General features: G+C 61.0%; 14 protein-coding genes. 8 read left to right on the top strand and 6 right to left on the bottom strand.

Annotated elements, in window-relative coordinates:
* Positions 1 to 177 precede the first annotated feature (177 nt).
* From FHT76_RS19705 to FHT76_RS19685, 5 genes are all read left to right on the top strand, one after another.
* Positions 178 to 1,731: a sigma-54 dependent transcriptional regulator gene (locus FHT76_RS19705; protein ID WP_183862204.1), complete on the top strand. Its 1,554-nt coding sequence runs from the start codon at positions 178 to 180 to the stop codon at positions 1,729 to 1,731.
* A gap of 179 nt (positions 1,732 to 1,910) precedes the next feature.
* Entirely contained in the window at positions 1,911 to 3,803 is a 1,893-nt protein-coding gene (locus FHT76_RS19700) for a DUF882 domain-containing protein (RefSeq protein WP_183862202.1), read from the top strand.
* Positions 3,804 to 3,973: 170 nt separating this feature from the next.
* Positions 3,974 to 4,882: a LysR family transcriptional regulator gene (locus FHT76_RS19695; protein WP_183755768.1), complete on the top strand. Its 909-nt coding sequence runs from the start codon at positions 3,974 to 3,976 to the stop codon at positions 4,880 to 4,882.
* Positions 4,883 to 4,937: 55 nt separating this feature from the next.
* A complete protein-coding gene (locus FHT76_RS19690; RefSeq protein WP_183755767.1) occupies positions 4,938 to 6,059 on the top strand; it encodes an HPP family protein in 1,122 nt (373 codons plus the stop codon).
* Between the two features lie 249 nt (positions 6,060 to 6,308).
* Positions 6,309 to 7,067, top strand: a complete 759-nt coding sequence (locus tag FHT76_RS19685; protein WP_183862200.1) for an alpha/beta fold hydrolase — start codon at positions 6,309 to 6,311, stop codon at positions 7,065 to 7,067.
* A 75-nt stretch (positions 7,068 to 7,142) separates the two neighbouring features.
* On the opposite strand, the gene FHT76_RS19680 is transcribed toward FHT76_RS19685, so the two are convergent.
* The 3 genes from FHT76_RS19680 to FHT76_RS19670 all read right to left on the bottom strand — a co-directional run bounded on the left by FHT76_RS19680 (position 7,143) and on the right by FHT76_RS19670 (position 8,605).
* Positions 7,143 to 7,406 carry a DUF2312 domain-containing protein gene (locus FHT76_RS19680; protein ID WP_007527482.1) on the bottom strand — a complete coding sequence of 88 codons (264 nt, stop codon included), beginning with the start codon at positions 7,404 to 7,406 and terminating at the stop codon, positions 7,143 to 7,145.
* Positions 7,407 to 7,496: 90 nt separating this feature from the next.
* A complete protein-coding gene (locus tag FHT76_RS19675; protein WP_183862198.1) occupies positions 7,497 to 7,802 on the bottom strand; it encodes a DUF1244 domain-containing protein in 306 nt (101 codons plus the stop codon).
* A gap of 11 nt (positions 7,803 to 7,813) precedes the next feature.
* Positions 7,814 to 8,605: an N-formylglutamate amidohydrolase gene (locus tag FHT76_RS19670; protein WP_183862196.1), complete on the bottom strand. Its 792-nt coding sequence runs from the start codon at positions 8,603 to 8,605 to the stop codon at positions 7,814 to 7,816.
* A 200-nt stretch (positions 8,606 to 8,805) separates the two neighbouring features.
* Here FHT76_RS19670 and FHT76_RS19665 point away from each other — a divergent pair, with 200 nt between their 5' ends.
* From FHT76_RS19665 to FHT76_RS19655, 3 genes are all read left to right on the top strand, one after another.
* On the top strand, positions 8,806 to 9,291 hold the full coding sequence (locus tag FHT76_RS19665; protein ID WP_183862194.1) for a DUF1036 domain-containing protein: 486 nt from the start codon (positions 8,806 to 8,808) through the stop codon (positions 9,289 to 9,291).
* Positions 9,291 to 10,730: a pyruvate kinase gene (pyk, locus tag FHT76_RS19660; protein WP_183862192.1), complete on the top strand. Its 1,440-nt coding sequence runs from the start codon at positions 9,291 to 9,293 to the stop codon at positions 10,728 to 10,730. The genes FHT76_RS19665 and pyk overlap by 1 nt, the downstream gene beginning before the upstream one ends.
* A 130-nt stretch (positions 10,731 to 10,860) precedes the next feature.
* Positions 10,861 to 11,496, top strand: a complete 636-nt coding sequence (locus tag FHT76_RS19655) for a LysE family translocator (protein ID WP_183862191.1) — start codon at positions 10,861 to 10,863, stop codon at positions 11,494 to 11,496.
* A gap of 4 nt (positions 11,497 to 11,500) precedes the next feature.
* Here FHT76_RS19655 and FHT76_RS19650 read toward each other — a convergent pair whose 3' ends face one another.
* Genes FHT76_RS19650 through FHT76_RS19640 form a run of 3 tightly spaced genes read right to left on the bottom strand, consistent with a single transcriptional unit; the run spans position 11,501 to position 12,866 of the window.
* Positions 11,501 to 12,052 (bottom strand): DUF4865 family protein, encoded by a 552-nt coding sequence (locus FHT76_RS19650; protein WP_183862189.1) that lies wholly within the window; start codon positions 12,050 to 12,052, stop codon positions 11,501 to 11,503.
* The gene (locus FHT76_RS19645) at positions 12,049 to 12,450 is read right to left on the bottom strand and encodes a cupin domain-containing protein (protein WP_183862187.1); all 402 of its coding nucleotides are present in this window, start codon (positions 12,448 to 12,450) and stop codon (positions 12,049 to 12,051) included. Before FHT76_RS19645 ends, FHT76_RS19650 begins: the two co-directional genes overlap by 4 nt.
* A complete protein-coding gene (locus FHT76_RS19640; RefSeq protein ID WP_183862185.1) occupies positions 12,447 to 12,866 on the bottom strand; it encodes a tautomerase family protein in 420 nt (139 codons plus the stop codon). The genes FHT76_RS19645 and FHT76_RS19640 overlap by 4 nt, the downstream gene beginning before the upstream one ends.
* Between the last annotated feature and the right edge of the window lie 90 nt (positions 12,867 to 12,956).

Genomic DNA, 12,956 nt, shown 5'->3' with positions numbered 1-12,956 from the left:
GCTTGACTGTCTATGCCGCTAAAGGCTTGGCATCAAGGGGCTTTCGGCTGCCCACAAGCTCCGTTTCGGGTCGGATTCGGCCTCGTCACAAACGTTAAAATGCAATTGTTTCTCAAAACTGGATGTTCAAGCCTTTCTGCGAGAGTGCCTCCAGGTTTCGCATGAAGTGAGGCAGCAATGACCGGTTACCATGAGCTCAAGGGTGCAGCGCAGATACTCGTCGTCGAGGACGACCCGATCCAGCGTCGACTGCTCAAGAACGCGATAGAGCGTCACGGCCACGTCGTCCATCAGGCGGAAAACGGCCGGATCGGGCTGGAGATGGTGAAGAGAGGCAGTGGCCTCTACAACGTCATCGTTCTCGACCTGATGATGCCCGAGATGACGGGCCTCGAATTCCTGGAAGCACTGCACGAATTCGGCACGCATGTTCCTGTCATTGTCCAGACAGGGCAGGGCGGCATCGAGACCGTGGTGCAGGCGATGCGTGCCGGCGCCTTCGATTTCGTCGTCAAGCCGGTCTCTCCGGAGCGGATTGCCAATTCGATCTCCAACGCCCTGAAGCTCGATCAGCGCGAGGTCAAGGCACGGGCCGGCCGGCGCTCCCGGTCCGGCGCGGTCGGCTTCGACGACATCGTTTCGGCAAGCCCGGCGATGCTCCGCGTCATCGATCTGGCGCAGCGCGCAGCGCAATCGAACATTCCGGTCGTGCTTGAAGGCGAGTCCGGTGTAGGCAAGGAGCTGGTTGCTCGTGCGATCCAGTCCGGCAGCGACCGCTCCGGCAAGCCGTTCGTCACGGTCAATTGCGGCGCCATTCCGCACAATCTGGTCGAAAGCATTCTCTTCGGCCACGAGAAGGGTGCCTTCACCGGTGCCACCGAAAAGCACATCGGCAAGTTCATGGAAGCCGATGGCGGCACCATCTTCCTCGACGAAATCGGCGACCTGCCGCTCGATGTGCAGGTCAAGCTGCTACGCGCCGTGCAGCAGGGAGAGATCGAGACCGTTGGTGCGCGCACGGCGCACAAGGTCAATGTCCGGCTGATCTCGGCGACCAACAAGGATCTGATCGAAGAGGTCAAGAACGGGCATTTCCGTGAAGATCTCTACTATCGACTTAACGTTTTCCCGATCACCATTCCAGCACTTCGCAAGCGCAAGGAAGATATTCCGCATCTCGTGCGGGTCTTCACCGAGCGCTTCTCGAGCGAGCAGAAGGGCGGTCACCGCATGTCGGTGAGCGCCGGCGCGCTGGCCCTGCTCACTGCCTATGACTGGCCGGGTAACATTCGTCAGCTCGAGAATGCGATTTTCCGCGCGGTCGTCCTTGCCGAGGGCGGCGAACTGAGCGAAGCGGACTTCCCGCAGATTGCCGCCCAGCTACCGGAATACGATGTCGTCGATCATCTGGCGCTCGTCGCCGATAACACGCGCCTCGACCGCCAAAGTGACGCCTCGGCCGCCACCTATCCGGCCCATCAGGCCAGCGTCGAAGAGGCCGTCGCACGAATCACGGAGGCGCCCGATAACGCGATTGCCAGCACAAACCCAGCCGGGGAAGTGCGAAAGCTTGCGGATGTGGAAGAGGAATTGATCCGATTCGCCCTTAAATTCTACCGAGGGCAGATGAGTCAAGTGGCTCGAAAATTGGGCATCGGACGATCCACATTGTACCGAAAACTCAAGGATTACGGCATAGATCCGGACAATCCGCAGAAGGACGCCGCATAATCGCCTAAATTAACTCTCCGGCAATCATCTTTTGTTACCAATCATAAACCACTTGTTAGTGGCCTGTTCATTATGTAAGGAAAAGGTTGATCACGTGTGGCATTTTTGCCATCGTGTGACCGCATTTAACAGCCAACGGTGTCAAAGAGGGACTATCGGCTGTCTGACGGGGATTGAGTTTGCCGGATCTGAATGGGAATACGAGACCTTCGCGCTTGAGCTGGCGCAATAGGTACACGGACCTTTGCGGAAAGGTGTTTAGGACGGCTATGGCCGCCCTTCTCGCACTCGCTGTTTCGTCGCCGGTTCTGGTCAGCTCGCCTTCCGAAGCGGCCGGCGAAACGCGTAGCCTCAAACTCTATTTCATTCACACCGGCGAAAAGGCCGTCATCACTTACAAGCGCAACGGCCGGTACGACCCGAAGGGTCTCGAGCAGCTGAACCGCTTCCTTCGCGATTGGCGCAAGAACCAGCCGACGAGGATGGACCCGCGCCTTTTCGATCTCATCTGGGAAGTCTACCGGCAGAGCGGCTCGCGCGACTACATCAACGTCGTCTGCGGCTTCCGCTCGCCTGCCACCAATGCCATGCTGAAGGGTCGCTCCCGCAATTCCGGCGTCGCCGAGAAGAGCCAGCACATGCTCGGCAAGGCGATGGATTTCTTCATTCCTGACGTCAAACTGGCGACTTTGCGCGGAATCGGCATGAAAATGCAGGTCGGCGGCGTTGGATTCTATCCGAAATCCGGTTCTCCCTTCGTGCACATGGATGTCGGCGGCGTTCGCGCCTGGCCACGCATGAGCCGCGAGGAACTGGTCCGGCTCTTCCCGAATGGCAACACGATGCACATCCCCGCGGATGGCCGTCCGCTGCCGGGTTACGAGCAGGCGGTGGCTGACTACAAGCGTCGCGTGAGCTCGACGCAGGTGCAGATGGCCAGCTCCGGCGCCTATGCGGGCTCGTCGTCGGGCGATCAGCCGAAGCATAAGACACTGTTTGCCGCCCTGTTTGGCGGCGGCGCGGACGAAGCCGAAGACAGTTCCGATGATGATAGCAGCGCAGCGGTGGCGGTTGCGAAGGCGTCGCCGCCGGCGGCCAATATGCCGAACGCCGCCAATCCCGGCGAGCAGGCGCCCGCGCAGGCTACTGAGGTCGCAAGTGTCAATGCGCCGGTTCCGCAGGTGCGTCCGGCGTTCGCCAATCAGCCGGGCGGCAGCGAAGTCGCCAGCGCCCTCGTTGCTCCACAGTCCGGAAATGCAGCGCAACAAGCGCTTTCTGCTGTGACCGAGCAAGGTCAGCAGCAGTTTGCGGATCTGAGCGCCTACAGCGTACCGGTTCCATCTCTGCTCGGACCGCGCCGCTCTCCAGGCGATGCGGAAGTCGCTTCGGCCGATCCGTCTGCGATGACGGGGAATCTCGCAGCGGTTCCAACGCCGGGTGAACGACCGGCGCTTGCCGAAAAACTTCTGGCTGCGGCGGATGCCGATGCTGAAGCCGACGACGATGTGGCAGACCAGGAAGATACGCTTTCTCCGGCCGTTGCCGATGCCCTTGACCAGCAGAATGGTGATGGCGACCGTCAGGTCGCGTCCAACCAGCCGCCGGTCACGAGCGTCGAGCAGGCTATTAACGCGGCGATACCGCAAAAGGTTCCAAGCGAAAAGGCTCCGTTGCAGCTCGCTGCACTCGCGCCGGCTACGAAATCAGCAAGCTTTGGCGATGGCTTCGATGCGCCGAAGTCATCCGATGCTAGCGGTGTAGCTCAGGGTCTGCCGACCAAGGGTGGCCGCCCGACAAAGCATGAGGCCGCGGAGGCCGACGCCAGCCGGGCTACCGTTCGGACCGAACCGAAGCTGACGCAGAAGATCATCTCGCAGTGGGCGCTCACCAACTCCCGGATGGAGATGGTCACCAAGCCGGTGAAGGCGCCGCGTTTCGTCAGCCAGACACTTCGCGCCCAGCCGACTGCAGTCTATGCTGAAGGCTTTACCAAGACGGCGTCCATTGATCCTGGCCGCTTCAGCGGTAGTGCAGTCAACTTCATGGAAGTGCGGAAGTTCGTATCGAACTGATGGTTCCACAAGGAATTTCGAAAGAGCCGCCGGAGCGATCCGGCGGCTCTTTCGTTTCTTGGATGTGACGGAAAGTCGCGCGGCGAGGCGCGGTTCAAACAAGAGCTCGGGTTGATTTTCATTTCCAGATCGAGAATAAAGCCCCTCCGATATTCGCTGTAAGTGAAAATATGGATCTGTCCTCAATCGAAATCTTTCAGGCGGTCGCATCGACCTGCAGCGTCACGAAGGCCGCGGCGGCGATAGGCCGGGTACCGTCGAATGTCACGACGCGCATCCAGCAGCTCGAAGAGGATCTCGGGGTGGCGCTGTTCTCGCGCGATGGCAAGAAGATGTCGCTGACGCGTGAAGGCACGATCTTTCTCTCCTACGCGACGCGTCTTGCTGACTTGGCCGAAGAAGCAAAGCAGGCCGTGCGGCCGCTCGCTGCCTCGGGCGCGCTGCGTATCGGAACGATGGAAAGCACGGCCGCGAGCAGGCTCCCTGATGTCATCAGGCGTTTCGGATCGCTGTGGCCGGACGTCTCATTGCAATTGACGATGGGGGCGACACGGGAGCTCATGCAGAGCGTGCTAGCCCAAGAACTGGATTGCGCATTGGTCGCAAGACCGCCCGAGGCTGCGCTCGACGGGGCGCGCTATGCCGATCTCGACCTCGGCGGGTTCGATGCGCGACGGATCTATGTCGAGGAGCTGATCCTCGTCCTGCCGCCGAAGCATCCTGACGTCAAGGATGCAAGGAACCTTCGCCTCGACACACTTGCCGTCATGGAGCCAGGCTGTACCTATCGGCGGATGGCCGAGGAGTGGGCTGAAGGTGCTGCCTCGCTGCACACCCTCGAACTCGGCTCCTATCATGCGATCCTGGCGAGCATTGTCGCCGGCAATGCCTTTGGGGTGATGCCGCGCTCCGTGTTCGATCTCCTGCGATGGCCCGGTGATATCGTCACCCGCGAGATCGGCACGGTCGAGACCTTTCTCGTCCGCCGCAAAGGCGACCGGTCGGACTCGTTCGAAGCCTTTTACGATGTCCTGATTGCCTCGCGAGGCAAAGGCGGCCATTCACTTTCAAGCGCCTGACCCGGACGCGCTGCTTCTCCCCAAGACACTTCGTTTCACAAACTGTCGGTTCGTCATGTCAAATTCCAGCAATCCCAAGGTCGACCCAGCCCATCGCTTCAGTCGCCGTCTGTTCTCGCCGATCCTGGCCGGCGCAACATTGCGCGAGCGCATGCTTGCCAGCCTTGGCGCGCTGATCGCGATCGCACTGACGGGTATGGTTTGCGGCTACTTTTTCGGGCAAGGTGCGCACTTGCCGATGATCGTTGCGCCGATGGGTGCTTCGGCAGTGCTGCTTTTCGCCGTACCTGCGAGTCCGCTCGCGCAGCCGTGGTCGATCATCGGCGGCAACACGATCTCCGCGATGATGGGCATCCTCGCCGCGCACTTCATCCATGAGCCGATCATTGCGATCGGCGTTGGCGTATCGCTGGCCATCGCCGCCATGTCGTTTACCCGCTGTCTGCATCCACCCGGCGGCGCCGCGGCGCTGACTGCTGTGCTCGGTGGTCCTGCGGTGGCAAGCTGGGGCCTGCTTTTTCCCTTCGTGCCGGTGGCACTGAATTCCTGCATCCTGGTCGCGCTCGGCATTCTCTTTCACAAGCTCGGGCGGCGAAACTATCCGCACCTCGCCACCCCGGCGCCGGTCAATACGCATCAGACGATCGATCCGCCGTCCGCTGTGCGGATCGGTTTCCGCGAAGAGGACGTCGATGCGGCATTGGCGAAGTTCGAGGAAACCTTCGATATCGACCGCGGTGACCTCAGCCGCCTGCTGCGGCAGGTTGAGGTTGAGGCGGCCGTTCGTTCGCACGGCACCGTCAGCTGCGCCGACATCATGTCGCGCGATGTGATCGCGGTCGATGAGAACGCCACGGCGGAGAAAGCGCGCGCACTGCTTCTGAAGCACAACGTTCGCACATTGCCCGTGAAGGATGGAAGCGGGCGTTTGATCGGCACGGTCGGGCTGCGGGAACTGGTGCAGGCCGAGCGGCTTTCCGATCACATTGCGACAGCCGCGACCGCTTCCCCGGATGCACCGGCTATCAGCTTGCTGCCTGACTTGACCGATGGGCGCACCCACGCCGTCGTCATCGTGGATGCCGGCGGTTACGTTCTCGGGTTGATCTCGCAAACGGACTTGCTCAGCGCCATGGCCCATATGCTGCCGGAACAGAAGCCGCGCATCGCGGCCTGAATGATACCCGGAGAGCCTGCAGATCTCCGATTGGTAATCAGCGAGCGGATGTGCGCCAGCGCTGGCGCACCGTATCGTCCGAACGAGGATTGGGCCGAGCCGCAAATACCTCTCGCTACTTTGTCATACATTTGGTCCGAAATCTGAAATATCGACAATACGTCCCACGACCAGATTGCGTACGCCCTCGGTCGATGCCTCCCAATGTTTTCCGGCCGGGTGCGTCATAAACCCAAAAGGAGCGACCGCATGAACCGCCGTATCATTTCCACTTTCGCACTTGCCTTCGCCACCAGTGTCATCGCTTTCGCCGCCCAATCCGCCGAGATCAAGAATATCGTCATCGTTCACGGCGCTTTCGCCGACGGGTCCAGTTGGCGCAAGGCAACGGAAATCCTGGAGCGGCGCGGCTTTCATGTGACTGTCGTGCAAGAGCCTCTATCATCGCTCGCCGACGATGTTGCGGCAACGAAACGCGTTCTGGACCTGCAGGACGGACCTACACTGCTGGTCGGTCACAGCTACGGCGGCATGGTCATCACGGAAGCGGGGAATGATCCGCACGTCGAGGGACTTGTTTACGTAGCGGCCTTCCAGCCTGACAAGGGCGAAAATGTAGCCACGCTTGCCGGCTCCAAGCCGCCGGCTTCAAACAGCATCAGGGAAACCAAGGACGCCAAGTACCTCTATTTGGACCCAAGCGCGTTTCACGCCGATTTCGCCGCCGATGTGCCAAAGGCCGACGCTGCCTTTCTCGCCAAGTCGCAGGTCTTTGCGGCCAAAGAGGTCTTTGGCGCTAAAGTCGACGATCCAGCCTGGCGGTCAAAGAAGAGCTGGTCAGTCGTGGCGACCGAGGACCGTGCCATCAACCCCGAACTCGAGCGGACAATGGCAAAGCGCGCCGGAAGCGCGGTGACCGAGATCAAGGCCAGTCATGCCGTCTTCGCGTCACAGCCGAAGAAGGTCGCCGACGTGATCGAGAAGGCCGCCGAGGAAGCCGGAAAATAAGCTCTGTTCGAGCGTGAGTCCGCACAAAAAAGCCGCCGATCGGGTCGGCGGCTCTAAAGGCACTGCTCTGAAAAATCAGCCTTCCGGCGGGGCCTCGATCATGCCGAGCGCATGCAGGTAGGTGTCGAGGATCGCGTCTTCTTCCATACGCTCCTGCTCGTCCTTCTTGCGTAGCGCAACGACCTTTTTGAGGATCTTGGTATCGAAGCCCATGCCCTTGGCTTCGCCGTAGACGTCCTTGATGTCGTCGGCGATGGTCTTCTTTTCTTCTTCCAGGCGTTCAATGCGCTCCACAAAGGCGCGAAGCTGATCGCGGGCGACGCCATGAGCATCAGACATCGTGTTCTCCTGATTGGGGGTGTGAAATTCGGATGGCGTTGACTGCCGCGAAGCGTGCCCGGGGTCAAGTCGATTCGAGACGCGAGGGAATTATTTGTGCGGCTTGTTCAGCTCGAATGCGGTTTTTTGCTCCGCCGAGGCATCGTTCTGGTGGAGGTTTTTCCAATCCTCGTACGGCATGCCGTAGACGATTTCGCGCGATTCCTCCTTCGAGAGCGGAACCCCGTCCGCCTCAGCCGCCTCGCGATACCAGTTCGAAAGGCAGTTGCGGCAGAAGCCGGCGAGATTCATCAGCTCGATGTTCTGGACGTCGCCACGTTCACGCAAATGCTCGACGAGGCGACGAAAAGCCGCAGCCTCGAATTCGGTCTGCTTTTGTTTGCTCAGCGCGGCCATCTCGGTCTCCTTCATTCGTACGGTCCGGTGCGCGACACATGCACATTATACTCGTGCAATACCGGATCGGCGTTCATTGTCTCAAAGATCGGCGCCAGACGCCGGGCCCATGCCGTAATACCCGCTTCGTCGCCGATCAGATCCTGGCGCACCTCGAGCAAAACGTGCGGGATGCCGGTCAGCATACAATGCCGATACATCGTGTCGCCCTTCAGCGCGCCATCATACGGCTCATTGTCTCCGACCACGAGATCGGGATCGCTGCGCAGCATGTCAAGCAGAGGCGCGACGGCACGATGGTCGTTGTCCCACAAAACCGCTGCATGCCAAGGGCGGGGGAAGGCTTTCCAGAACGGCGTGTAGGAGTGGAGGGATAGGACGAGCGGCGCTTTGCCGCTCTCGTTCGCGACCTTGTCGATCGTTTCGCTGACGGCGTTGTGATAGGGCCTGTGGAACGTCTCGATCCGATAATTCCACTCTTCGGCGGTAATCGGATGATTGCCGGGAACGACCGCGCCGTCCGAAATCTTCATGATCAGCGTGGGGTCGTCCTCACCCCGATTCGGGTCGATCAGCAATCGTGAAAAGCCGCCCAGGACAGCCGGTACGTCGAGCATCGCGGCGAGTTTGCGGACCAACCCCTCGATGCCGATATCATAGGCGATGTGTCGCTCGAACGCGCTGTCCGGCAGGCCCAGCCTGCCGTAGCGCTCCGGCAGCCGGTTCATTGCATGATCGCCGAGCAGCACCAAGCCTTTGTCATGATCGCCGGCTAGTAGTTCAAATGATTTGAAAGAGCTCATGAGGGAAATGGCCGATCGTGGTTACGGGGCAGCCTCTGATCGCACGGGCCGCGGGCGCGTTCAAGCGCGCTGGTGAGCAAAGGCGACGGCGTGGTCCAAGTACAGTCGGCCATCCAGAATATAATCGATTAGCATTGCGTTGACATTCGCCGGGAGGCAGCGCAAGAAGGCACACCTAAAACAAAATAGTCGGGAGCCCATTGGAAGTCGTGTTGATTCAGACCGCGCCAAGTTTCCTTATGCGTTTCGGGCCGCTTGCCCGTTTTGCACTGTTTGTTCTTGCGGCTTTCTCGCCGTTTTTTATTGCTGATGTGGCTCGTGCCGATTTCCGCGTGTGCAACGGAACGCAGAATCTGGTGGGCGTGGCGATTGGGTATCGAGCCAAGGATGGCTGGATGACGGAAGGCTGGTGGCAAGTGCCGGCAACGACCTGCGCGACGCTGATCGAGGGAGAGCTGCAGTCCCGATACTATTATCTCTACGCCGAAGACGCTGCCCGGGGAGGCCGATGGACGGGTGACGTGCAGATGTGCGTGGCGGAAAACGAGTTCAAGATCACGGGTGTCAATGATTGCTACGCCCGTGGCTATCAGAAGATGGGGTTCAAGGAATATGACACGGGCCGCCAGGGCAGCTGGATGGTTCAACTTTCCGATACCCCCGGCACGCAAGAAAGCCCGAATTGATGAAGCGCAACCGCAAAGTTAAAATCCTCGCCACCCTTGGACCCGCCTCGTCCGAGGAATCGATGATCGAGAAGCTGCACCAGGCAGGTGCCGATGTCTTCCGTATCAACATGAGCCACGCCAGCCATGACGTGATGCGCATGCTGATCAAGCGTATCCGCGCCGTCGAAGCCCGCTCCGGCCGCCCGATCGGCATTCTCGCCGACCTGCAGGGCCCGAAGCTGCGCGTCGGAAAGTTTGCTGAAGGCAAGGTCGATCTGAAGCCGGGCGACACTTTTACGCTCGACAACAAGGATATTCCCGGCGACGCGACCCGCGTATTCCTGCCGCATCCGGAAATCCTGGAATCGGTACAGCCCGGCCACCGCCTGCTGATCGACGACGGCAAGCTCGCCCTGCGCGCTGAAAAGTGCGACGGCAAGAGCATCGTCACCACCGTTATCTCTGGAACGAAAATTTCCGACCGCAAGGGTGTCAGCCTTCCCGACACGCTGCTGACCGTCGGCGTTCTGACCGACAAGGACCGCACCGACCTCGACGCCGTTCTGGCGACTGACGACGTCGACTGGGTTGCGCTGTCGTTCGTGCAGCGCCCGGAAGATCTGGCCGAGGTGCGCAAGATCGCGCGCGGCCGCGTCGGCATCATGTCGAAGATCGAAAAGCCGCAGGCGATCGAGCGCATCGAGGAGATTATCGAGCTTTCCGACGCGCTCATGGTTGCCCGTGGTGACCTCGGCGTCGAAATGCCGCTCGAATCCGTTCCGGGTATCCAGAAGCAGCTGATCCGCGCTTGCCGCCGTTCGGGCAAGCCGGTGATCGTCGCCACGCAGATGCTGGAATCGATGATTACCGCGCCGGTTCCGACGCGTGCCGAAGTCTCCGACGTCGCGACCGCCGTCTTCGAAGGCGCCGACGCCGTCATGCTGTCGGCCGAATCCGCATCCGGCGACTATCCGGTTGAAGCCGTCTCGACGATGGCCTCGATCGCCAGCACCATCGAACGCGAGCCGCACTATCCGGGCATCATCTACGCGCAGCGCGCGCAGCCGGAAGCAACCGGCGCCGATGCGATTTCGCTCGCCGCACGCCAGATCGCCGAAACGCTCCGCCTGTCTGCTATCGTCTGTTACACCTCGTCGGGCACCACAGGTCTGCGCGCCTCGCGTGAACGTCCGCAGGTGCCGATCCTGGCGCTGTCGCCGGTCATCCAGACCGCGCGTCGCCTTGCGATCGTCTGGGGCCTGCATTGCGTTGTCACCCACGACGCAACCGACCTCGATGACATGGTCAACCGCGCCTGCCGCATCGTTGCCGACGAAGGCTTCGGCAAGCCGGGCGACCGCATCATCATCTCGGCCGGCGTGCCGCTCGGAACGCCCGGCGCCACCAACATGCTGCGCATCGCCTATATCGGCTCCGACGGCCAGAGCGGCATCTAAGCGAACTAGCCACTATTCACAGAGCCCGCTGCCTTAACAGGCGGCGGGCTTTTCGCTGTCCTGAACCATGGGTGTCTTGCGGCTGGCGGGCTCACATGCAAGGGTCGGCCTCCATGTTCGGGAGGGCATCATGCACATTGTTACACTTCTCGCATTCGTGGCCGTTTCCTTTGTGGCGATTGCGACGCCTGGGCCGACGGTGCTTCTGGCGATGACCAACGGCTCGCGCTACGGCGTTCGCCGGGCGATCCCGGGCATGATCGGCGCGGTGCTTTCCGACTTCGTGCTTCTCGGTGCCGTGGCGATCGGTCTGGGCGCGCTTCTCGCGGCGTCGGAGTTCTGGTTCTCGATGCTGAAATATGTTGGCGCTGCCTATCTCGCCTTTCTCGGGATCATGATGCTGCGCACCAAGGGCGGCTTCAACGCGGCGCTGAAGCCGGAGAACGAGATGGCCGGCGGAACCGCCTTTTCGATCGGCCTCAAGAGTTTCATGGTCGCTGTCACCAACCCCAAGGGCTACCTTTTCTTCTCGGCGTTCCTGCCGCAATTCATCAATCCGGCGCTGCCCCAGGCGACCCAGTACGCCGTTCTGGCGGTGGTCTTTGCGTCGCTGGATTTTCTGATCATGCTCGGTTACGCGGTCTTTGGTTCGCAGGCCGTCCGGCTGCTGAAGACGGCGGGCGCAATCTGGCTGGAGCGCGCCTGCGGCGGGGCGATGCTGGCGCTGGCGGGGTCGCTTGCGCTGTACCGCCGGGCAACGACCTGACGCCCTAGGGCAGAGATATGTGCCCGACGCGATAGATCTGGCCGGCGCCCGCGATCAACGGGGACGAGCGATGCAGGCTGAAGCGCACGGCCGTCCAGCTTGTCGGCTCGAAGGCCGAGACCGAGGCGACGACGTCAGCCTGCCGCGCTTGTCTTTGCGCGCGTCCGATTTCCTCATCTCTGATTTCAGCAAGCGAGGAGTAGGGCTCGATGGCGATCGTCTCCTCGGTGGCAAACTTGGCCTCTGTCACCGCAGGCATGGTTTCCGCGTGCCAGACAATCCAGGTCTTCACCCGGGGCCAGCCGAAGGATTGCGTCAGTGCTTCGAAGCCGGGGCCGGTGAGGAAGTCGCTGGCGCGCTCCGGCTGCTGCCAGAGATAGAAGGGCGCATAGAGGTTTTCGCGGGATCCGAACTCACCCTTGCGGGCGCTGAGGTAGGCCTTGAAACCGAGGCCGGGGAACCCGTCCAGCATCGGTCCCTTGTCGCGGATGCGGCGGTCGATGATCGACATGTCGTAGTCGGCGGGCAGGGTGAAGCTGTATTGCATCGCCATCATGAGAGGACCTCCACAGGCTCAAGCCAGTCAACGATGCGGTCGGTTTCGGTTGCCTGGATGCTGATGTAGCTGAAGGGGCTGTCAGGCGTCGCACCATGCCAGTGCTTCTCACCAGCGGCGAACCAGACGGCATCTCCGGCACGCAATTTCTCCACTGGGCCGCCTTCGCGTCGCGCCAGGCCATTGCCTGATAGAACATAGAGCAGCTGCCCGCGCGGATGCGTGTGCCAGCGCGTGATCGTACCGGGATCGAGGCTTGCTCGCATCGCGGTGTTTTCGCCATCTGCCGTGCCTTCCAGCAGCATCTCGACCCAGAAGGGCGCGGTGGCAATATCGGCGGGTGAGCGGACGGCGTTGCCCGGACGCCGAACCGTCATGCGTTCAGGGTTGCCCATCATCCGGCGCTCCCGAAGGCGCGGGTTTCCCAGCCAGGTTCGATCATCTGCGCCTTGCCATCGCCGAACGACCATTCGTCCGGGGATGTGGTGGTGACGACGATCATGATGTCTTCCGGCCGGATGCCCGGGGATACCCCGAGAAGTTCGGCGGCGCGCTTGAAGAAGGCCTGTCGCGTTTCGGTCGAGCGAGGCTTGCCGGCGGTGATGGCGAACAGCACGAAGTCGTCGGAACGCGGTCCGGCGAGATAGTTCCGGTCGAAGATCAGTTCACCCGGTTCATGCTGGTGGATGACCTGAAAGCGGTCGGCAGGCGGTACATTGAATGTCTCGACCATTGCCTGATGAATGCTGTCGGAAACGGCGCGAAGATAGTCCGGCGACTTGCCGCGCAGGAGAGAGATACGAACAAAAGGCATCAATGCCTCCTCTGTGTGAATTCTTGACAGGAGGAGCATCGCACGCCACGATAATGCAGAAAATCAGAATTAAATGAACTTATGATCCAT

Source organism: Rhizobium sp. BK176 (assembly GCF_024808055.1).
This window is presented reverse-complemented; position numbering and strand designations above follow the sequence as displayed.